Below are 20464 nucleotides of genomic sequence, written 5' to 3' on the forward strand. Positions count from 1 at the left end.
GTTAACGTTAGGACGCGGCGGGTTTGTTGGGCTTCAGCTTCTTGATAAAGCCCGGCAACACGAGTGCGGCGAAGACGAACACAGCGGTGATTAGCTTGAGGTCGTTCGGGTTGAGACCCCAGCGCAGCGCAATGGCCACGAGCAGGCGGAAGAGCACCGAGCCCATGACCGCCCCGATGATCGTGAGCCCGAGACTACGCTCACCAACGAGCGCCTCGCCAATGATCACACTGGCCAAGCCCCACACGATCATGCCGATGCCCATCTGCGCGTCGGCAAAGCCCTGATACTGCGCAAGAATCGCGCCGGCCAGCGCGACGAGTCCATTGGACACCGCCAGGCCAAAGACGACGTAGCGCTCCACGTTGGCGCCGAGGGCGCGGATCATCTGCGGGTTGTTGCCGGTAGCGCGCATGGCAGTGCCGACATTGGTGCGGAAAAACCAGTAAAGCAGCGCGCCGACGAAGGCTACGAAGAACGCCGCGAGCACCATCACAAAGAAGTCCGCCGTGTCGGTTTCCCAACCAAAGATGTCCATGTCCTCACTGCCCACAATCGCATGGCCAATGTCGGCACCGTAGTCGGTGACGTTTTCGGTTTGGAGCAGCGGTACATTGCTGCGGCCCATGACATGGAGATTCACCGAGTAGAGCGCAGTCATCACAAGGATGCCAGCGAGCAGGGCGTTGATCTTAAACTTCGTATGCAGAATGCCGGTCACGGTGCCAGCCACGGCGCCTGCGGCGGCGCCAGCCAAGGTGGCGAGCACGGGATGCGTGCCGTTGACAATGAGGATGGCCGCCGTAGCCGCGCCGAGCGTGATGCTGCCGTCCGTCGTGATGTCGGGAATATCGAAGATGCGGAACGACACGTAAACGCCCATCGCCAGGAGGGCGAGGATGAGGCCGATCGTCAGTGAGCCGAGGAGGAGAGTCATGGTCGTAGTGCGAAATTAAAATTGGGCGGGTGCGAACCAGCAGGCGCCGCGGTAGAACTGGCTTTCGCCTGCGCCGAGGACTGGCCGTGTATCGGCGAGCAGGTGGAGCACGGCTTGGATGCTGCGGTTTTCAAAAGCCTCACCGACTATCTCCGTCAGCTCGACTTGGCCCTTCTTCAGCGGATGGTAGGGGAAGGCGGCGGCGTGGAAGTGGCCGAGCAGTTTGCCTTCCGCATCTAAGGGACGAAGTTGCGCCTCAATGGGCGAGCCCGGGCGCGCAGCGATGCCCACGAGAAGCGTGGTCGAGTCGCGGTGAATGCGGTCCGCGCTGAAGGATAGCCAGTCGCGCACGGCGGGGAATTTGAAACGCTCTTCTTCGCCAGCAGCCACAGGCGAACGTTGAAGCGCCGTGCCGATTAATCCGGCGGTTTCGGTCATTGCGACGATGACGGCGGCGTCAGACTTTGCGATGCAAAGTATTTGCTCGGCGAGTTCGGATAAGCCAATGACGCCGTGTTCGCCCTTGGCTTCGAAGCGTGTCAAGCCGGAGGGGAGGGCATCGGCGGAAATCGCGGAGATGACTTGGCCATCGGCTTTCAAGTCGCCATGCGTCACCATGAAGTCCGGTTGCTTGGCACCGTCGGTCGGTTGGTAGGTGACGTTGCCGGCGACGGCGAGCAGCTCGCCCATGCGGTCGTGGTTGTCCGTCGAGCTGCGGCCGATGGCACCGACGCCGAGCAGGACAGCGGGCGAATCAAAGTTGTGTAGCTCACCGGCTCCGGTGGCGACTGCGCGCTCGTCACCGATAGCCGTTACTTTGACGGCGGGTGGTTGCGCGGGGCCGTGGATTTCAAACTCGGCGACTTTGGAATCGTGACGCGTGACAACGCTGGCTTGCTCAGCTGGCTTGGCGGCGGGCTCGGCCATGAGCGTTTGCAGGCCAGCAAGGCGCAGGACGTTGGTGGTGTTCTCCGACGGATTGGTGATGATGAAGCTGCCGTCGATGCCCTTGAGCTGCTTAAAGGTTTTCAGCAGCAGGCGAATGCCGGCCGAGCTCAGGTAATGCACGTCGGCGAGGTCGAGCTGCACATGGTGTTCGCCACGGCGAATGGTCTCGTCGAACACTGAGCCGAGGTGGTCGCACCAACTGGCGTCGAGGCGGCCGTTGAGCTTTAGCTGGGTGACGCTGCCGTCTTTGATGGTTTCGATTTGCATGGCGCTAGTCTTGAATGGTTCCGACGGTTTCGAGCAGGGCGGGGGGCAAGGTCATGCCGAGTTTCTCCGCGTTCTTCTTGCTGGCGGACGAGACGATGCGCGGCGAATTGCGGAAGGGAATCTTGGCGATGTCTTTGCCGCCGATGACCTCTAGCATCGTCAGGCCGGTTTCAAAGCCCGCCTCGTAATAATCGCGGCCCATGGCGTAGGCGGCACCGAGCTCGACAGTCACGCTGTTCATGCTCAAGAGCGGCGTTTGTGTTTTATCCGCAGCGGCGGAAATCGCAGTGAAGCCGGCGGACGACAGGTTGTCGGGAATCTGGACTACGGCGTCGAGGTCTTTGCTCATCAGCGCAAGAGCTGCGTCGCTGAGCTCGGCGGAGCTGTTGACCGCGACCGTCACGAGCTCGATGCCGCGTTCTTGGCAGGCAGCGGTGAAGAGCTTTTCCGAGTTTTCGCTGTTGGCTTCGTTGGGGCAGAAGAGGGTGCCGATACGCTGGTATTGCGGGAAATATTTTTGCAGCACGTCGAGCATTTCATCGGTCGGTAGGGAGACGGCCACGCCGGTCACGTTGGCTTGGTGATCGGTGAATGACTTGCCGGCCCCGGCGATGACGGGATCGGAGACGATGCCGAACACGATGGGCGTCTCGTCGGTTTTGCGCATGGCGGTTTGCAGGCCTGGGGTGGAGAGCGCGACGATGAGGTCCGCCCGCTCGGTCAACGCGTTGTCGATGATGCCATTGAGCGCGGCGATGTCGCCCTGCGCGGATTTAAACGTGAGCTCGTAGTCCTTTCCTTCTTTTAAATCGCTTTGCTCCAGCGCGGCCTTGATGCCTTCGTAGCCTTCCTCGAAGGGCGGCGACTCGACGTAGGCAACGATGGTGATCTTCCAAGTTTTGCCGCTGGGGTTCGGGTTTACGTATTCTTTTTCGTTGGCGGCAGTCATCTCCGCCTGTGCTTCCTTGAGGGCGGCACGGAACTCTTTGGAAACGGGAATGCCGAGCTTCTTGGCAACGTCTTCATCGAAGCGCGCGTTGTTGACGGATACGTTTTCCATCGGGATATCCGCGGGGTCTTCGCCGAGGAGCACGCGGGCCAGGAGCGGCGCGGCGCCCGCGCCGCTGAAGTAGTAGCCGGGGCCCACGGAAAGGATCGGACCAGTCACGCTGGGGTCGCCGTTGATGAGCGGCAGTTCCGCTTCGGCCACGATCTGCGCCACCGGCTCGAAGGCTTGGTAAACGGTGTTGTCGCTGGGCAGATAGACTGCATCGAGGTTGCGCGCGACGAGCGCTTGAATCGCCTGAATGACTTCGTTGCTGTTGGCGGCGGTTACGGAGACGAGTTCGATGTTTTTCTTTTTTAATTCCTCCTCCAATACCGTGACTTCTTTGACGGAGTTCGCTTCGCCGCTGTTGTAGAGCGCGCCGATGCGCTTGACGCGCGGCAGGAGCAGCGTGGTGAGGTTGACGGTGTCTTTAAGCGGCGGCATCGAGCCCACGCCGGTTAAGTTCGGATTGTGGTCGGTGAAGCTCTTGCCCGCCCCGGCGGCGATGGGGTCGGTGACGTAGGTGAAGACGACGGGATGTTTCTCAACCGCCGTTGTGGCCGACTGCAATACGGGCGTCGTGAAAGTGACAATGACATCGACATCCGAGCTGTCGAAGTTGAGTAACATGGGGCGGATGTTGATCATCTCGGCCTGCGCATGGGCGCGCGCGACTTCGAGGTTTTTTCCTTCCTCAAACCCGAGGTCTTTTAAGCCATCGAAGAGGCCTTGCACGCAGCGCTCCCAGCTTTCTTCGGGGGCGTAGTAAGCGATGGCGATCTTGTAATTCTTACCGGGCTCGGCCTGATATTGAGAGGCGTCGGCGGGGAGCCTTTCGGTGCGCTTGCCGTCTTTGTCGATGTAGACTTGGGCGTTGTTCTTAAGCTCGGCTGGAATGCTCCACTTGCCCTTCGCATCTTCCAGGGCCTGGGCATTGATCATGAGCAGCTCGGGCATGTAATTGACAATCTCGACGGAAGCGGGGTCGCGGCCATTGAGGATGTCTCCCGCCAACAGGCCGGTGTGTTCGCCGACCATGTAATAATTGGCGCCGATGTCGAACAACACGCCGCGGTCGACGTTGGGCGGGATGACGGTGAAGACGGGAATGTTGCCCGCTGCGCCGATCAGGACATCGATGGCGACGATTACTGTGACGTCGCCCGGCACCCAAATGGCTTCGACGCCGCGCGCAACGAGGGCCGCCGCTGCTTCGCCGACGGCAGTCGCGTTCTCGGCCATGGCTTCTTCGAGCTTGATGTCCATGTCGGCGCAGATCGCGCGCGCCATTTCGATTTGCTTGATGGAGTTGGCTTCGGCGGCGTTGTAAACCGTGCCGATCTTTTTGATCTGCGGGTTCATTTCGCGCACAATTTGAAAGGCGCGCTCGACGGGCTGCATGGTGCCGTAGCCCGCCATGTAAGACGGGTGGTCAAGCGGGTCGGTTGCGCTGATGCCAACGCCGGTCGCGGAGGGATCGGTGACGAGGCCAAAAACGTGCGGCGTTTTGCCGTCGGTATTGGCGTTGGCGACGGCCTGGAGCGATGGCGTGCTGATGGAGAGCAGGAGGTCGTAATTACCACTCGCCATAGCGGAGGCCATCGTATGCGCAGTGGGCATGTCGCCCTGCGCATTGAAGACTTTGACTTCCAGGTTTTCGCCTTCGATCCACCCGCGTTTGCGGAGGCCGGCGAGCATGCCTTCGCGCCCGTCGTCGAGTACTTCCTGTGACGCGTGCTGCAGGATAGCGATGCGCTTGGTGGTGCGAATGCCGTCGTCGGATTCGTCCGATTCCCGCGAATCCAAATCGGAATAAAGGAGCAGCGCGGATGCGGCCAGAATGAGGGCGCAACCGAGCCAAAGATTTTTAAGAATCTTCAACATGTAGAGCGTAGGCTGGTCGAGGCGCGTCGTAGAGTGTGTGTCGTTTAAAACGCCTCTCGTGCGTATTGCGATTAGACTGATGGCAGGGAACAGGCAAGCTCCTGTTTTTATAGGGGAGAGGTGATTACTTTAAAAAATAACGCGCCCCTTGCGAGGGGGCGCGTTTGTCACGCTATAAAACGGACATGTGTTTCCTACTACTGCTAGCTATTCAAATTAGGACGAGTTCAGTCAAATGCGTCGCTTGCACCTTTCTTAGCTCAGCCTGCGTTGAACAGACGAGTGCACTTTAGCAGGTCTAAGATTAACGGAGGGTTAATCCCGGCAGAAAATTTTATCTATTTGATTTTTTTCTAATGGAGTGTCTGGAAATAAAAGGTTAGGCGGGCCGCATCGATAATCGGCTCTCAATCATTCTGATTCTCCTGTCGGAGGGGGGGGCGAGTCGGTCGGTAAAATCTGTGAAAGAACATGAAGCATTCTGCCCGGTCGCCGGTCTGGCGCAGGCAAGTGACTCGTGCTTGAAAATGGCGCTATGGCTGCGGAAAGCACACGCGCAGGTTTCATGCGTGGGTAAGAGTCGTGGATTCGCGCTTGTGACCCGAATGTTCTGCGTGGCATCAACCGGGGCGGCATTGGCGTAAGCTCTGCATCGAAAAGTTAGCTCAACGTTGCATGGCAAAGTTTGTTTAAGGCCCGCAGGCCCCAACGCCGCGCTCGCAGTTGCACAGACTGGGTGGCAGCACAAAATTGGTCCGGCAATGTGCGTCGAAACGCAGCCGGTCTGGGCGCTGGCTAAGGCTCGCCCGAAGGCGGCAGTGCGCGGTGGAAATTACTGGGATAACACATGGCAGTGATGGTGGATGGTTAGTTGGAAAATTGGATTGTTAGGATGTTTAGTGGAAGGGACGGGTGCCCTCAACCATCCGGTTTCATCCGGTTGGCTATTCATGTGTGGCGGACGGTTGAAGGCAACCGCCCCTACCTTCAAGTAGGATGACGCTGCCCGTTCGGGACGCGCCAGCCCCACTTTTTGAGTATCGTTTCTAAGCATAGACTAAAACCCGCCTTCCGCAATCTTTTTATATGAACATAAGAATATTAATAGTGAGAGCTAGTGAGCACGAGTGACTATTAACTCGCCTTGATTATCAACGACTTGTGGGGGCGTTTTTGGGGGGTAGTGTCGATTGAATCACCGGTAAGGGCTTCGCGGTCCGCTCATGGGTGGTAGTCGAAGTGCCCATTGGAGTGGGTGGCATGCGGTAGCTTGAATGCTAAATAAGAGTCGGCATTTTTACCAAGCGATAAAAAACATTTGTCGCCCGCAGATTTAGCGCGATAGTTTAAGGCACCACTTATGGCTGAACCAATGAAAGACCTAATCGACGCCTTGCCAGACTTGCGTGAGCGGCTCGCTGCGCGTCGTGAACTGCTATTGGCCAATGCCGTGATGTTTAGCGAAATTCCTTCGCACACATTTGAAGAGGCTGATCGAGCCCGCTTCATGATGGACCGCCTTATCGAGGCCGGTTGTCACAATGTGTCGACAGATGAGCTGGGCAACGCGGCGGGCATTCACCAGGGCAAGTCGGGCAAGCGGAACATCCTCGTTTCTGCGCACCTGGACACGCCTTTCTCGCGGTCTGTAGACCATGCAGTGTCGGTGAGTCCGAATAGCATTATGGGCCCGAGCATCATGGATAACTCACTGGGCTTAGCGGCGGTGGCCACGCTGCCCACGCTCTTGGAGCAGCTTGGCATCGAGCTGAATGACAACCTGGTGTTATTGGGGTCAACCCGCAGCATGGGCAAGGGCGACATCGAAGGCATGCGCTTCTTCCTTGATAACAATCAGCTGGCGCTGCGCGCCGGAGTCCTTTGTGAAGGCGGTACGCTGGGGCGCCTCAGCTACAGTTCGCTGGGTGTGATCCGCGGCACGATCGACATCACCACGAAGCGCGGCGCCACTGGCCTGGCTTCCGGCGGCGCAATTCATATTTTAAATCGCGTGGTCACTAAAATGCTCGAGATACCGCTGCCGCAGGACCCTGTGACGCAGCTGATTCTGGGCTCGATTTACGCGGGCACCACATATAACACTGCATCCCGCGATGCACATTTGCGCTTCGAAATTCGCAGTGAGGGTGTGGGGATGGCCAGTGAAATTTATGAAGCCATCGAAGGCGTGGTTGCCGAGGCCAACGCCATGTCGGGCACGAAGGCAGTCCTCAATAAGGTTGGATACCGTAATAACGTTTCGATTAATTTTGCGCATCCGTTGGTTCGCAGCGCCCGCCGCATCCTGAAGGAGCTCGACGTGGAAGAGCACGCCGCGCCGTCCACCGGCGAGCTGAGCGCCTTGCTCGGCCGCGACGTCCCCTCGCTGGTCATTGGCCTGACCAAAGGCGAGCACCGCCACGACTACAATGAAACTGTTGAGATCGAGCCCATCTTTACTGGTCTGGCTCAGCTCATCACCCTGCTGCAAGCAATAGATGGAGGACTTTGCGATGTCGACGAAGCTTGATAAATGGATTAAATCTAACACGTTTCACCATAGCCAGTTCTTTGACCAACTGGAGCTCTTGAAACAAAAGGAAAAGACTGGGCTGACGATCTCCCTGTGCATCCCGACGCTCAACGAGGAGTCCACGATCGGCAAAGAAATCGTCATCTTCCGTTCGGAGCTGATGGAGCGCTACCCGCTCGTTGACGAGATTGCGGTGATCGACTCCGGCTCGACGGACAAGACGCTGGAAGTCGCCTCGTCGTTTGGCGCGGACGTGTATTTCGCGGGCGATATTTTGCCCGAGCAAGGCCACAAGCGCGGCAAAGGGGAGAACCTCTGGAAGGCGATCCACCAACTCAAGGGCGACATCATTTGCTATGTCGACGCCGACATTAAAAACATCCACCCGCGCTTCTGCTACGGCCTTGTTGCGCCGCTGCTTTACCGCCCGGAGATGAGCTACGTGAAGGCGTTCTACGATCGCCCGTTGGCATTTTCGCAAGGCATTCGCCCGTCGGGCGGTGGCCGCGTGACGGAGATTCTGGTGCGCCCGCTGTTCTCGCTGTTCTACCCGGAACTGACCGGCCTCGTGCAACCGCTCTCCGGCGAATACGCCGTTCGCCGCCACGTGCTGGAACGCCTGCCGTTCCCGATTGGCTACGGCGTTGAGACATCGCACATCATGGACGTTTACAAGGAGTGGGGGCTCGAAGCGTTCGGCCAGACCGACCTCGATAAACGCGTGCACCGCAACCAGGAAACCCTCTCGCTGGGCAAGATGAGCTTCGGTATTTTGCAGAGTTTCCTTGGGCGCATGAAAGGCATGGGCATGGAGGGTAATTTGCCGGAGATGCACAATATCTTGCGGCAGTTCCAGGCTGTTGATCAGCAATACGAGCAGATCTGCCACGACATCGTGGAAGAGGAACGCCCTCCGATGATCGACATCCCGCAATACCGCGAAAAGATGGGCTATTAGCGTTTCCTGATGCCTGGTTCTTAGTGCTTGATTGGTTCAAGTGTTGAATGTCACCGCTGCGTAAAAAAATGCGTAATTTGCATTAACGTTTGCGAACCAAGCACTAAGCACTAGGAACTGAGGCACGTGCTTATACGCGTTACCCGATGAAAGTTGCGATCGTTCATTACCACCTGAAGCCAGGCGGGGTCACCCGTGTGGTTGAGAATGCGTATGCTTCCCTTGTGGGGAAGGGCGTGGAAATAGTTGCTTTGGCGGGTGAGCCCTACATGGGGGATTCGCCGATGCTGACTGCTGTGGTGCCTGGTTTGGGTTACACGCAGGCCAATGAAAAACCGGATCCCGGTGCGCTGTGGTTTTCGTTGAAGCAGGCCGCGCGTGAGGCGTTGGGCAGCGAGCCGGATGTGTGGCACATTCACAACCACTGCCTGGGCAAAAACATGGCGATGCCGCAGGTGGTTGACCGGCTGGCTCAGGAAACGCCGGTGCTGCTTCAGATCCATGACTTTGCGGAAGACGGGCGCCCGGGCAACTACGCGGCTATAGCTTCGCAAACGACCAACATGGATCTGCTTTACCCGCAGGCCTCGCAGGTGCACTACGGTTTGCTCAATTCCCGAGACTTGAGCTTTCTATCGCAAAGTGGCTTTGCATCACAAAGCTTGCACCTGGTCCCGAACCCGATTTCCGTACCCGAGCTGTCGGCTGAGCGCGCGACATTAGCGGGCTTTGAGGAACGCAAACTGATCTTGTATCCAACGCGGGCGATTCGCCGAAAAAACCTGGGCGAGCTGCTTCTGTGGGCCGCACTTTCGGAAGGAGGCGAAACGTTTGCGACGACGCTCACGCCAGCTAATCCCACGGCATTGCCAGTCTACAATCGCTGGATGGAGTTTGCGGGTGAGCTGAGTTTGCCCGTTCGTTTTGCACTGGGCGAATCCGTGACGCTGTCGTTTCCGGAGCTGATGTCCAGTGCCGATGCCATCATTACCACGAGCGTCGCCGAAGGCTTCGGCTTGGCGTTTTTGGAACCCTATCTTTTTGGCAAGCCGCTGGTGGGCCGCAACCTGAGCGACATCACTTGCGACTTCACGAACACCGACGTCGACCTTGGCTCGCTATACGATCGCCTGATGGTTCCTATTGATTGGGTGGGCGTCGGTGAGGTGCGCGATGTGCTGGCGCATGCGCTGTGCGACTACTACGACGCCTATAATCGCGATTTGCCGCTGGAAGCAATCGACAATGCCTTTGACGCGATGACCGACGGTGATCGCATTGAGTTTGGCCGCCTTTCGGAAGCTTTGCAGGAGAAAGTCATCGCGCGCGTGCAGGCCGACCCGTCGCTGCGCAGCGTGGTAGCGCCGCAACAGCTGGGCATCGCTTCGGCCGCAGATTGCGTGGCGGCAAACCGCGAGGTGATCGCGCAGAATTTCAACCTTGAGCGCTACGGTCAAAACCTAGCTGCGATTTACGCTAAGGTCGCGAACTCCCCGGTCGAGCCATTGGAGCGCATGTCGCACACGGCGGTGCTGGATCAATTCCTCGACCCACGACGCTTCAACCTTCTACGCACCTAACCAGCGTCCCGCCGGACCGGAGGATTTGTACTTTGTGCAAATGTGGACTCCGCTGGAGGGCGAAGCTCTGTCATCGACGTGCGTATGCTTGGCCAGTGCTTTAAATTTCCGCCCATTCGCGGGCACTGGCTTCGTCTTCGAAAATGGCGAATCGCCAGCTGGATTTCAGGCTGCGGGAGACGCGAATATACTCTTCCACTGCCTTCGTCATGGGGGCGTAGGTGCAAACAAAGGCGAGTTTGATGCGGGGATTGGAGCGGCTGGCACCCAGATCGTAAGCAGCGGTGCGCGCCATGTCCTGCACACTGATGTCGACGCTGGTTATTTGGCTTAAGTCAACTAGTTGGAAGCGAGCGCTGTCACTGCGTGGGTCGCGGAAAAAGCATTCGTTGGCTTCATCGATTTCCTCGCCGGTAATGTCACCGGTGAACCGCATGATGAAACCTGTTGGCTCCCAAGTAGTTTGATAGGCCATAAGCGAAAGCTAATAAGTCGATATCATTAATCAATAACGCAGTAATGGAAATGCATCATTTTTCGGACGGAAAATGTAGTAGGAAGAATTGAGATAATAAAAAACGCCGCAGCCCGGTTGGGAGCTGCGGCGTTGCTAAAATATGTAGCGAATTCCGTGCCTAGGCACCAGCCTTGGCGGCAGATTCTACCAATTTGATGAAGGATTTTGCGTCGAGGGATGCGCCACCGATCAGGCCGCCGTCGATGTCTTCCTTGGCGAGGAGGCCGTCGGCGTTTTCGGGCTTCATGGAGCCGCCGTAAAGGATGCGGATTTTGTCGCCGGTTGCCTTGCCAAAGCGGTCACGCAGCAGCACGCGGATCGCGGCGTGGACTTCCTGCGCCATTTCGGGCGTAGCCGTCTTGCCGGTGCCGATGGCCCAAACAGGCTCGTAGGCGACGACGACTTGCTCAGCCTTGTCAGCCGGCACGTCGACGAGACCGCCGAGGAGTTGGGTTTCCACGACCTTCAGGGTGTCGCCAGCTTCGCGCTCTTCGAGGGTTTCGCCCACGCAGAGGATCGGCTTGAGGTTGCTTTCGAGGGCAGCGAGGAGCTTCTCGTTGATCTCGGCGTCGGTTTCCTTGAAGTATTCGCGGCGTTCGCTGTGGCCGAGGATGACGAAGCTTACGTAAAGCTGACGCAGCATCGCAGCGGAGATTTCGCCGGTGTAGGCGCCACTGGGCTTTGCGTGCATGTTCTGCGCGCCGAGCTGGACATTGCTGCATTCGCTGAGGACCTTCGCGCCGGTTTCGAGCGAGGTGTAGGGCGGGCAGACGACAACGCCTACGCCGTTCTTGTCGCCGAGTTCCAGGAGGATGGCCTTGATCAGCTCTTCGGCGTCAGCCGACGTCTTGTTCATCTTCCAGTTGCCTGCGATCAGGTATTTTCTGCTGTTTGACATGGTAAAGTGTAGTTTACTTGGTTTCGAGTGCAGCCACGCCCGGGAGGGTCTTGCCTTCGAGGAATTCGAGGGAAGCGCCGCCACCGGTGCTGATGAAGCTCACGTTGTCGCCCTGGCCGCTCTTCTTGATGGCCTTGACGGAATCGCCGCCACCGATGATGGAGCAGCAGTCAGCCTTGGCCACGGCTTCGGCCACCGCGAAGGTGCCTTGAGCGCAGGCCTTGATTTCGAAGACGCCCATTGGGCCATTCCAGAGAACGGTCTTGGCGCTCTTCACGGCGTCTTCGTAAAGCTTGATGGTGTCGGGACCGATGTCCACGCCTTCCCAGCCGTCTTCGATGTCGCCGGAGACAACCTTGACGTCGCCCACTTCACCAGCGCCGAAGTCGAGCTTGTTGGTGATGAGGTTGTCGACGGGAAGGAGGAGCTTCACGCCCTTGGCTTCAGCCTTGGCGATGGCTTCCTTGGCGGTTTCAACCTTGTCCGGCTCGGACAGGGAGTCGCCAACCTTCTTGCCGTTGGCAAGGGCGAAGGTGTAGGCCATGGCGCCGCCGATCAGCATGGTGTCGCACTTTTCCAGGAGGGAGTCGATCACGGTGATCTTGTCGGAAACCTTGGCACCGCCGAGGATCACAACGAACGGACGCTCGGGCGTGGTGGTCTTTTCGCCGAGGTATTCCAGCTCGCGCTCGATGAGGAAGCCGGCGACCTTGGTGTCAACGAGGTGGGCAACGCCTTCAGTGGAGGCGTGGGCGCGGTGGGCGGTGCCGAAAGCGTCGTTGACGTAGGCGTCAGCCACGGAAGCGAGCTGCTTGGCGAACTCGGGATCGTTCTTCTCTTCGCCGGCGTAGTAGCGCACGTTTTCGAGCAGGACGACGTCGCCGTCGCTCATGGCGTCCACCGCTGCCTTCACTGGCTCGCCGATGCAGTCTTCGACAAAAGTTACGGGTGAGCCGAGCTGGTTGGCGAGCTCGACGGCGACGGGCGCCAGCGTAAACTTCGGGTTCTTTTCACCCTTCGGGCGGCCCAGGTGCGAGCACAAGATAACCTTCGCGCCTTGGGTGACGAGGTGCTTGATGGTCGGGAGGGCGCCGACAATGCGGGTGTCGTCAGAGATCTTGCCTTCCGCGTCGAACGGAACGTTGAAGTCGCAGCGTACGAGTACGCGCTTACCGGCTAGATTGACGTCGGATACAGTCTTTACAGTGGCCATAGGGCGGACAATTCTCGGCGCCCCCGCCAAGCCTGCAAGACGAAACTTACCCAAGGGGCGTGAACTTTGCGCAACTCCTTGGCTGTTAAGCAAATCTAATGGTCGCTCTTGTTAGAATTAGTGTTGTTTGGTGGACTGGGCGCGTCGTTTGGGCGTTCTTTTGCCTCTGCAAAGCGGGCAACGGCGTCATTGTATTGCGCGAGTTTTTCGTCCCAGAGCCCTCCTATGCCCAAGCCTACGCAGGATGAGACGAAAACAGTAGCATTGATGGGTAGTATAAGCTCCTGCCCGGTGTCGACGAGTTGGAGCGTATCCACGATGCGAATCGCTTTGCGGCCATCTGTGTTTGGGGTGACAATCTTGACTTGATCGCCGCCGCTGCCAGGGAGGAAACCGCCTGCTTGGTGGACGAGTTCGATCAGGCCTTCGCCTTCGGCCAGTGAGTATTTGCCGGGTTTTTGCACCCCGCCGTAAATGCCGACGGTGGTTTCGGCGCGTAGGATCAGCGTGCTCAACAGGATGAGTCCCAATGAGCAAATGTGCTGCATGCGGCTGGCTTTAAGCCTTGGCGGCTTCTTCGGGCTTGGGTTCGGCTGCGTTCTTCGGCTTTTCGGCAGCTTCGTCCTCTTCATTCATGGCTTGCTTGAAGGTGTCTTCCGCGCTTTTGGAAGCCTTCTTAAACTCACGGATGGCCTGACCCGCGCCGCGGGCAAACTCCGGAAGCTTTTTGCCGCCAAAAATGATGAGGCCAAAGATCACCAACAGGGGGATTTCCCAACCCTGGAGGTTGCCAAATATGGCCAAAGGCAGGCTGTTTAGAAACATGTTCATCGTATTAATGTAACTTAAGTTCGCTTGAAGTAAACCCTCAAAATGCGGCTCTGGGAGTGCGCAACTGCATTAACGGAGGCGGAAAGTAATGGTCATCAGGCCATCCCAGCCTTGGGGGCGGGCACCGATGGAGACTTGAGTGGCCACGGCGGTGCGGACAGATGACACGAACGCGGACGGGCCATTGGAGCGCACAATCTTGATTTCGCCAATGCTGCCATTGGAGAACACGCGAAAGCGGATTTCGGTGTATTCGTTGCCGCTACCGGAGACTGGGCGGTCCCAATTAAGCTCGATGGCGTCGCGGAGGCGCTTTTGGTAGCTGGCAACGACAGAAGAATTCGCAGCGGCCGTCGATGGCGCAATCTGCGATGGCTGGATCGAAATTTTATTTGTCTTGATCTGAGGTGCGACTGTGGAACTGCGCGGCTTCGGCGGCGTGGGCGTGCTCGGGCGCATGTCGTGGTTCTTCTGGAAATCCTTAAAGCTGGTCATCTTCGGCTTCGGCGGCTCGGGCTTTGGCTCCGCTTTGGGCTTGGGCTTTTCGATCGGCTTGGGAGTTACGACTGGCTCGGGCGGTTTTGGCGCGGGAGGCGGCGCTTCGGGTTGAGGCTCGGGAATATTGATGTCCGGCAGCTTTCGGTGCTGAGATTCGCTGACTTTAAATTCTTCGACCGTGGGCGTTGTGGGGGTTGGTGGGGTGGGGGCGTCCGGCGCGGGCGTTTCATCGGGCAGTGAAACCAGCTCCAGGACGATCGGTTTCTCCTCGGCGCGTAGTGGGTCGATGAAGATGAACAGCGCCAACACGCCAATCGCAATGCTGTGCAGCACTACGGACGCGATGAAAGCCTGGCGGTTATTGGTCATTTAATCTCCCCTGATATTGGACCAATCTTTGAGAAAAGAAAAGCGGCTAATTGTTTCCAACTAGCCGCCCGATCGCGAAAAGATTTTTTTTGATTCTTAGACCTTAGCGGCCTCTACTTCTTCTAAGCTGGCTCCGGCGCCGATCTTTTGGAAGCATCGGCGGAGCTTGGCGACCGCCTGGCTGTGGATCTGGCAGATGCGGGCCTCGGTCACGCCGTAAACTTCGGCGATGTCGGAGAGACGCTTGCCCTCGTAGTAATACTGGATGATGATGTTGCGCTGACGCTCGGGCAGGGACTCGATGAGCTGCGAAACTTCGTCGATCATCTCGGTGTGCTCGAGGCGCTGCAACACTGGTACGGTGCGCTCGTCGGCGATGGTCTCATGGAGGTCGGGCTGCTCATCGTTGGACGAGTTGTGGCCTTGGTCCAGCGAGACAAACATCACGGGCTCGGCGCTGGTGCGGAACTTCTCGTATTGCTTCGTGGTGAGCTTCAGCTCGTCGGCCAGTTCGGAGTCGGTCGGGGCGCGGCCCAGCTTCTGCTCCAGCTTCTCCACAGTGGCGCGCATTTTGCGGACCTTGGCGCGGCGGGTGCGAGGCAGGGCGTCCATGCGACGAAGTTCGTCGAGAATGGCGCCGCGAATACGGGTGCCGGCGTAAGACTTAAAGGTCTTCGCGTGGCGCGGCTCGTAGCGGTCAATGGCTGCGATCAGGCCGGTAACGCCCACACTGTGCAATTCGTCTGCATCGGCGCAGAGAGGCAAGTGGGCGAGCATGCTGTTCACAATTGTGCGAACGAGCGGATAGTATTCTTCGATCAGTTCGTTGCGTGTCCTCACCGCAACTTGTTGTTCGTTTGAGTCGGAGATTGGATGGTCGGCATACATGATAACTAATTTGGTTGCCATTAATTTAGCAACACGCATGCCATCTGTTTTTGTTAGAATGCAAGCCTCTCATTTACAACGATATAAAATTTTATAGATGTTTTACCACTTGAATATTGGTGTTTCGGAAAATGCACCAGTGGTGCATATGCATTGCAAAATAGATGCAAAAATAGTGCGAGTTGGTTTTGTGGTAGTTTATCAAGTGGCTATAGCCCTCAAAAATGCGGGGTGGCTTCAGTTCTGCCGAAAATTGCGGTGGCAGCGGGCGCTGGAAGTCGGTTTAGACTGATACAGCTCTAACTGTGCTGCTTGCACAGTGCCAAATTAGGCGAATTCTGTCGCCTGGTCGAGCATTTTGCCTGACTCAGTCCACCGAGTCGCTCACGGTGGCTTCGCGGGCGAGGAGCCAGAGGGCGTCGGCGAGACGGTTGAGGTATTGTAATAACACCGGGCGGACAATGCCTCCTTTGCCTTGTAAAGTCACTACCATGCGCTCGGCGCGGCGGCAGGTGCTGCGGGCTTGGTCGAAAAATGCTTGGGCGGGATTTTCTCCGGGGAGCATCCAGCCGTCGAAACCGCCGGACTCAGATTCCAGCGTTGTGACGATTGCATCGAGGCGCGCAAGGTTGTCTTCGGTAATCGGGTGCTTGGCTTTTTCCTGATAGCGATCCTGGTCGGTGTTGTCCACGGCCAGCTCGGCCATGAGGCTGATCAGCTCTTGCTGGGTAGAAAAAATGAACTCGCGCGCTCGGCTGCCGGCTGCGTGAGCGCGGCATAGGCCGAGAGCGGAGTTCAATTCGTCCACCGTCCCGTAGGCGACTACTCGGGGATGATCTTTCGCCACGCGGCGACCGAAGACCAAAGAGGTCGTACCTTGATCTCCGCGTTTGGTTGCGATGGACATTTTTCTTACTACTACTGCTACTACTACTTATTTATACTACTCTTACTACTACTCTTGACTAGAGATTATTGGCTTGAAGGCGGCGAATAATCAAAGTTCTTCCACGGACACTTCCATACGCTTGCCGTCGATCGTCAGCGCATAGAGGTGCGCGTTTTCGGAGACGGGCTCAGCGGATGCAGCCGGTGCGGCGGCAGGGGCAGTGGCTTGCTGCGGGGCCGGAGCGGGCGCGGCTTCCTTGGGCTTGTTTTTGTTCGCGTAATGGGTGGCCAGCTGTGCGGGGAACATGGCATGGATGACGCAGTGCTCGTCGTCGCTCGGCAATCCGGCTGCTTCGAGCTCTTTCCGGAGGTCTTCCATGTGCTTGTGCTTCGCGCCAGGGGCGTCGACTGGGCGGCAGGTGATCGGCTCCTTGCCGGCCTGCTTGGCGGCGAGCTTTTGGATCTCGGGATCGACCGGGGCCGGGCAGGTGCCGTAATAACCCAGTGCGATGTCCGCAGCTTGCGGGGAAATTTGCTTCCAGCGGCCGAACTTTACGTTAAGGAAGGCCTGCATACCGACGATTTGCGAGGTCGGCGTGACGAGCGGAATCCAGCCCAGTGCTTCGCGGACCACCGGGATTTCGGCAAAGACTTCGTCGAACTTGTCTTCCATCTTCTGCTGCGCGAGCTGCGTGCGGAAGTTGGAGAGCATGCCGCCGGGGACTTGATAGAGCAAGGTGTCGCTGTCGACGATTTCATTGGAGTGCGAGGTGAACTCGGACAGCTCCTTATAAGCTCCCTTGAGGTGCGCGCTGATGCGGTTGAGGCGCTCGTAGTCTTCCGGGGAAAAGTCCGGGCAGCGCTCGTGCTCCTTGAGCAGGGCGAGCATGCGGATGGTGTCCGGCTGGCCGGTGCCGTTGGCAAACGGGGTGACCGAGCAGTCGATTGCGTCGACGCCTGCATCGATGGCGGCCAGGTAAGTGCTGGCGCCGAGCCCGGCGGTGTCGTGGGTGTGAATCCAGACGGGGATCTTAATCTTGCTCTTGAGGCCCTTGATGATCGCCTGGGCGTGCATCGGGGGGATCAGGCCAGCCATGTCTTTGATGACGATGGCGTCGCAGCCCATTTCTTCCAGCTGAATGCCGAGCTCGATGAACTTCTCGGTCGTGTGCACGGGGCTGGTGGTGTAGCAAATGGTGCCATGAGCCTGAGCGCCGGCGGCCTTGGTGGCCTCGATCGCGGTCTTCATGTTGCGCGGGTCATTGAGCGCGTCGAAGATGCGGAAAATGTTCATGCCGTGCTTGGCGGACATCTTGACGAACGCCGTGACGACGTCGTCGGGGAAGTGCGCGTATTGCACGATGTTTTGACCGCGCAGCAGCATCATGTGCGGGGTCTTGGGGCAGGCCTTCTTGAGGGCGTCGAGGCGGTCGAAGGGGAATTCGTCCAAAAAGCGGAGGCCGGAGTCGATCGTCGCACCGCCCCAAGTTTCCAGCGCGCCAAAGCCGAGGGCATCGAGATCCTCACAGACCGGCAGCATCTGCTCGGTCCGCATGCGCGTAGCGGCGAGGCTCTGGTGGCCGTCGCGCAAGACATTGTTATTAAAGATAACTTTATTCATGGCAAGAGGTGTATAAGGAAAATGAATAGCAGAATGGCTACTGACACAAGCAGATTATAAAGAAATTTTCGCGTATTAAGCACGCTAATTTGGGTGTTAATGGATTCGTTTGCTGAGTGAGAGGGATGCAATCCGTAGAAGCGGCATCTTGCCGCTTTGCCGAATCCAACTGGAAAAAAAGTGGCTGGAAGGCGATTCTACTTACCGGCTCAGCCAGAACCACGGCGTAATCAGCGTAACGATGGAGCTGAGCGGCATGAGGATGGCCGCGAGCAGTGGGTGCATCGCGCCAGCCAGGCAGATTGAAACCGCCACGACGTTGTAAATGATCGCCAGCGCGAAGATTGCGTTGACGGCTTGGCGTCGCTGATTAGCCAAGCGAAATAAATCCGGCAGGCAGCCAATGCTGCGGCCAAAGAAAAAGAAATCTGCCGAGGCTTCGAGCAAACTACGGTCAACGATGGGAGCGCCGCGGCAAATGGCGCGGTCGAAGGCCAGACGGTCGTTGGCACCGTCGCCAATCATCAGCGCGGAGTCGGGAGCGAACTCACCGATCCAGTCCGCCTTGGCGTCGGGGGAGCATTGGGCGCGGGCTTGGGGCTCATCGATGCCGAGGAGTTTGGCAATGCGGCCGACGTTCGCCTGGGCGTCGCCACTGAGGATCGCGATGTCGTAGTGTTTGCGCTTCAGCCAGTCCATGGCCTCGCGGGCGTCATCGCGGATGTCTTCTTCGAAGCGGAAAGTGGTGATGAGTTGGCCGTTGCAGCGGAGCTCGCTGGCACCGCTAACTTTGCCATGCAAAGTATCTTGGCATTCGTGCAGGGGAGACCATTCGGGTTTCCCGAGGCTCCAGCAGTCGCCGTCGTTGGTGATGAAGTAAACGCCTTGGCCCACGGTCTCCTGATTGACCGCTGGCACTGCCTGGAGCTGCAGCGATGGGTAGCGCAGGAGCAGGCTTTCGCGGATGGAGCGCGCGACGGGATGCAGGTTGTTTTCCACCAGGCGATGAAGCGCGAGGGTGGAGAGGCTGCTGAGGCGGTCGAGGATGCCGGCGTTCGTCAGGCGCGGCGTTTCGAGGGTGAGCGTGCCGGTCTTGTCAAAGACGACGGTGCGGACTTGGCGCAAGCGTTCCCAGATGCTGTGGTCGCGAACGAAGAGCCCGAGGCGTCGTAACTTTGTCTGGCAAAGTTCGTCGGTCATCGGCAGCGAAACGCCGATGGCGCACGGGCAGGAAACGATCAGCACCGAGATGAACACTTGTAGAGCGTTGATTAACCCACCGCCCGCAATCAACCAGCCTGCGCCGCCGAGAATCGATGTGGCGATGACCACGCTGATGTAAATCGTGAGCACGCGCTGAAGCCGCTTGGCGTGAAAATTATCCTTGGGTGGTTCGAGTAAGCGAGCGAGCAGGCTGTCGGCCCAGGATTCTTCGGCGGTCAGTGCGACGGCGTTGAGGCCCACATTGACGGCGCCTGCGGGCGCGACCTGCTGGGCTTCCCAGGCGACGGGATCCGGCTCGCCGTTAATCCATTCCAGGCTCAAGGAGGCGTTGGCGTGGAGGCGCGCGGCCACGGGGTTGATTTCGCCCGGAGCGACGATAAACGAGTCGCCGCGCTTGACGGATTCAATCGGCTTGCGCGCGCCGTCATCGGGCCCTCCAAAGGCGGTGACGTATTGGTTCTCGGCGTGGCGCTTGTTCAGATGCTGGCGATTTTTCTCCAGCGCAAACTCCTGCAGCCAGCGCCCCACGAGCATGAGGAAAACAAAGGTCGCAACGAAATCGAAATAGATCAGGTTGGCCGCGCCGCTGAGCCAACCCAGCATGGAGCCGATGTAGGCAACGCCCAAGCCGAGCGCGATCGGGAAGTCGATCGACAATACTTTGTGTTGCAAAGCTTTCGCAGCGCGGCGGAAGAAATAACTGCCACCCACGGCTAAGCTGAGCGTGGCAAAAAGCGCGCCAAGCAGTTGGAAAAGTGGCGCGAGAAAATAATCCTCCTCCATGCCGAGGTAGGCTGGCAGGGTGAAGAGCATGGTGTTGAGCAGGAAGAAGCCGCTGATGCCGATGCGGTAGGCGATGTCGCGCGAGGAGCTTGTTTTCGCGGACTTGTCTGGCTCGGGTACGACTTCGTAGCCTAGCTTTTGCAACTCGCGCGCAAAGAGTACGGCGTCGAATTGGCCGACTTCCCAACGTGGGCGGATCGCGCCGGTGCGCGCATCGATGTTGATCGAAATTGAGCCGGGTTGGGCGTCGTAAACCGCTTCGATTAGCCACACGCAGCCGACACAGGATATGCCGCGGATGCCGAAGGCGAGCTCGGCGACTGGGCCGGTGGCCTCGGCCTCGGCTTTGTCGACAGCCTCTTTGAGCCAGACGGCGTCGATGGTGCGAAACGCGCGCGAGCCGACAGGCGGCGTGGCCTGGCTGCCTTTTAAATCATAGAATCGCGTGAAGCCCACGTCGTGCAAGAGCTGATAGACATACGCGCAACCGTGGCAGCAGAACCGTTCCTCAGCCTTGGGCTGGAAGGGCGTGCCGCAATGTTCGCAGTGGGTCTTCTTGCTGGTGGTGGCCATGGCAGG

16 protein-coding genes are annotated in these 20464 nt (G+C 58.3%); 3 read left to right on the plus strand and 13 right to left on the minus strand.

What is annotated here, in order from left to right:
• Positions 1 to 7: 7 nt before the first annotated feature.
• The 3 genes from RBB62_RS01615 to RBB62_RS01625 are packed head-to-tail and all read right to left on the minus strand — an operon-like array spanning position 8 to position 5084.
• On the minus strand, positions 8 to 937 hold the full coding sequence (locus RBB62_RS01615; protein ID WP_309396357.1) for an ABC transporter permease: 930 nt from the start codon (positions 935 to 937) through the stop codon (positions 8 to 10).
• Between the two features lie 15 nt (positions 938 to 952).
• Positions 953 to 2152, minus strand: a complete 1200-nt coding sequence (locus RBB62_RS01620) for an STAS domain-containing protein (RefSeq protein ID WP_309396359.1) — start codon at positions 2150 to 2152, stop codon at positions 953 to 955.
• 4 nt (positions 2153 to 2156) lie between these two features.
• A complete protein-coding gene (locus RBB62_RS01625; RefSeq protein ID WP_309396361.1) occupies positions 2157 to 5084 on the minus strand; it encodes an ABC transporter substrate-binding protein in 2928 nt (975 codons plus the stop codon).
• A 1372-nt stretch (positions 5085 to 6456) separates the two neighbouring features.
• Here RBB62_RS01625 and RBB62_RS01630 point away from each other — a divergent pair.
• The 3 genes from RBB62_RS01630 to RBB62_RS01640 all read left to right on the plus strand — a co-directional run bounded on the left by RBB62_RS01630 (position 6457) and on the right by RBB62_RS01640 (position 10155).
• Positions 6457 to 7614: a zinc-binding metallopeptidase family protein gene (locus RBB62_RS01630; RefSeq protein ID WP_309396363.1), complete on the plus strand. Its 1158-nt coding sequence runs from the start codon at positions 6457 to 6459 to the stop codon at positions 7612 to 7614.
• Positions 7598 to 8575, plus strand: a complete 978-nt coding sequence (locus tag RBB62_RS01635; RefSeq protein WP_309396365.1) for a glucosyl-3-phosphoglycerate synthase — start codon at positions 7598 to 7600, stop codon at positions 8573 to 8575. The genes RBB62_RS01630 and RBB62_RS01635 overlap by 17 nt, the downstream gene beginning before the upstream one ends.
• Positions 8576 to 8721: 146 nt before the next feature.
• Complete coding sequence (locus tag RBB62_RS01640) at positions 8722 to 10155, plus strand: glycosyltransferase family 4 protein (protein ID WP_309396367.1); 1434 nt, start codon at positions 8722 to 8724, stop codon at positions 10153 to 10155.
• Between the two features lie 100 nt (positions 10156 to 10255).
• Here the strand turns inward: RBB62_RS01640 and RBB62_RS01645 are convergent, their stop codons facing one another.
• The 10 genes from RBB62_RS01645 to RBB62_RS01690 form a co-directional block, all read right to left on the minus strand.
• On the minus strand, positions 10256 to 10630 hold the full coding sequence (locus RBB62_RS01645; protein ID WP_309396369.1) for a hypothetical protein: 375 nt from the start codon (positions 10628 to 10630) through the stop codon (positions 10256 to 10258).
• A gap of 160 nt (positions 10631 to 10790) precedes the next feature.
• Positions 10791 to 11570 (minus strand): triose-phosphate isomerase, encoded by a 780-nt coding sequence (gene tpiA / locus RBB62_RS01650; RefSeq protein ID WP_309396371.1) that lies wholly within the window; start codon positions 11568 to 11570, stop codon positions 10791 to 10793.
• Between the two features lie 13 nt (positions 11571 to 11583).
• The gene (locus RBB62_RS01655; RefSeq protein ID WP_309396373.1) at positions 11584 to 12783 is read right to left on the minus strand and encodes a phosphoglycerate kinase; all 1200 of its coding nucleotides are present in this window, start codon (positions 12781 to 12783) and stop codon (positions 11584 to 11586) included.
• A 95-nt stretch (positions 12784 to 12878) separates the two neighbouring features.
• On the minus strand, positions 12879 to 13331 hold the full coding sequence (locus RBB62_RS01660; RefSeq protein WP_309396375.1) for a polysaccharide biosynthesis/export family protein: 453 nt from the start codon (positions 13329 to 13331) through the stop codon (positions 12879 to 12881).
• A 10-nt stretch (positions 13332 to 13341) separates the two neighbouring features.
• Positions 13342 to 13614, minus strand: a complete 273-nt coding sequence (locus tag RBB62_RS01665; RefSeq protein ID WP_309396377.1) for a Sec-independent protein translocase subunit TatA/TatB — start codon at positions 13612 to 13614, stop codon at positions 13342 to 13344.
• Between the two features lie 69 nt (positions 13615 to 13683).
• Positions 13684 to 14481: a TonB C-terminal domain-containing protein gene (locus RBB62_RS01670; RefSeq protein ID WP_309396379.1), complete on the minus strand. Its 798-nt coding sequence runs from the start codon at positions 14479 to 14481 to the stop codon at positions 13684 to 13686.
• Positions 14482 to 14577: 96 nt separating this feature from the next.
• Positions 14578 to 15390, minus strand: a complete 813-nt coding sequence (locus tag RBB62_RS01675) for a sigma-70 family RNA polymerase sigma factor (protein ID WP_309396381.1) — start codon at positions 15388 to 15390, stop codon at positions 14578 to 14580.
• A 346-nt stretch (positions 15391 to 15736) separates the two neighbouring features.
• Entirely contained in the window at positions 15737 to 16276 is a 540-nt protein-coding gene (locus RBB62_RS01680) for a cob(I)yrinic acid a,c-diamide adenosyltransferase (RefSeq protein ID WP_309396383.1), read from the minus strand.
• 90 nt (positions 16277 to 16366) lie between these two features.
• Positions 16367 to 17878, minus strand: coding sequence for a pyruvate carboxylase subunit B (locus tag RBB62_RS01685; protein WP_309396385.1), 1512 nt, complete (start codon positions 17876 to 17878; stop codon positions 16367 to 16369).
• Between the two features lie 201 nt (positions 17879 to 18079).
• A complete protein-coding gene (locus RBB62_RS01690; RefSeq protein ID WP_309396387.1) occupies positions 18080 to 20458 on the minus strand; it encodes a heavy metal translocating P-type ATPase in 2379 nt (792 codons plus the stop codon).
• Between the last annotated feature and the right edge of the window lie 6 nt (positions 20459 to 20464).

Origin of the sequence: Cerasicoccus maritimus (genome assembly GCA_031296935.1) — a bacterium.
GTDB classification, from domain to species: domain Bacteria; phylum Verrucomicrobiota; class Verrucomicrobiia; order Opitutales; family Cerasicoccaceae; genus Cerasicoccus; species Cerasicoccus maritimus.

What these genes read in the sequence shown, in the direction of transcription:
- RBB62_RS01620 (WP_309396359.1), bottom strand. Translation starts at nt 2,152, where the DNA reads ATGCAAATCGAAACCATCAAAGACGGCAGCGTCACCCAGCTAAAGCTC.
- RBB62_RS01635 (WP_309396365.1), top strand. Translation starts at nt 7,598, where the DNA reads ATGTCGACGAAGCTTGATAAATGGATTAAATCTAACACGTTTCACCAT.
- RBB62_RS01640 (WP_309396367.1), top strand. Translation starts at nt 8,722, where the DNA reads ATGAAAGTTGCGATCGTTCATTACCACCTGAAGCCAGGCGGGGTCACC.
- RBB62_RS01615 (WP_309396357.1), bottom strand. Translation starts at nt 937, where the DNA reads ATGACTCTCCTCCTCGGCTCACTGACGATCGGCCTCATCCTCGCCCTC.
- RBB62_RS01680 (WP_309396383.1), bottom strand. Translation starts at nt 16,276, where the DNA reads ATGTCCATCGCAACCAAACGCGGAGATCAAGGTACGACCTCTTTGGTC.
- tpiA (WP_309396371.1), bottom strand. Translation starts at nt 11,570, where the DNA reads ATGTCAAACAGCAGAAAATACCTGATCGCAGGCAACTGGAAGATGAAC.
- RBB62_RS01625 (WP_309396361.1), bottom strand. Translation starts at nt 5,084, where the DNA reads ATGTTGAAGATTCTTAAAAATCTTTGGCTCGGTTGCGCCCTCATTCTG.
- RBB62_RS01630 (WP_309396363.1), top strand. Translation starts at nt 6,457, where the DNA reads ATGAAAGACCTAATCGACGCCTTGCCAGACTTGCGTGAGCGGCTCGCT.
- RBB62_RS01670 (WP_309396379.1), bottom strand. Translation starts at nt 14,481, where the DNA reads ATGACCAATAACCGCCAGGCTTTCATCGCGTCCGTAGTGCTGCACAGC.
- RBB62_RS01665 (WP_309396377.1), bottom strand. Translation starts at nt 13,614, where the DNA reads ATGAACATGTTTCTAAACAGCCTGCCTTTGGCCATATTTGGCAACCTC.
- RBB62_RS01685 (WP_309396385.1), bottom strand. Translation starts at nt 17,878, where the DNA reads ATGAATAAAGTTATCTTTAATAACAATGTCTTGCGCGACGGCCACCAG.
- RBB62_RS01655 (WP_309396373.1), bottom strand. Translation starts at nt 12,783, where the DNA reads ATGGCCACTGTAAAGACTGTATCCGACGTCAATCTAGCCGGTAAGCGC.
- RBB62_RS01645 (WP_309396369.1), bottom strand. Translation starts at nt 10,630, where the DNA reads ATGGCCTATCAAACTACTTGGGAGCCAACAGGTTTCATCATGCGGTTC.
- RBB62_RS01675 (WP_309396381.1), bottom strand. Translation starts at nt 15,390, where the DNA reads ATGGCAACCAAATTAGTTATCATGTATGCCGACCATCCAATCTCCGAC.
- RBB62_RS01660 (WP_309396375.1), bottom strand. Translation starts at nt 13,331, where the DNA reads ATGCAGCACATTTGCTCATTGGGACTCATCCTGTTGAGCACGCTGATC.
- RBB62_RS01690 (WP_309396387.1), bottom strand. Translation starts at nt 20,458, where the DNA reads ATGGCCACCACCAGCAAGAAGACCCACTGCGAACATTGCGGCACGCCC.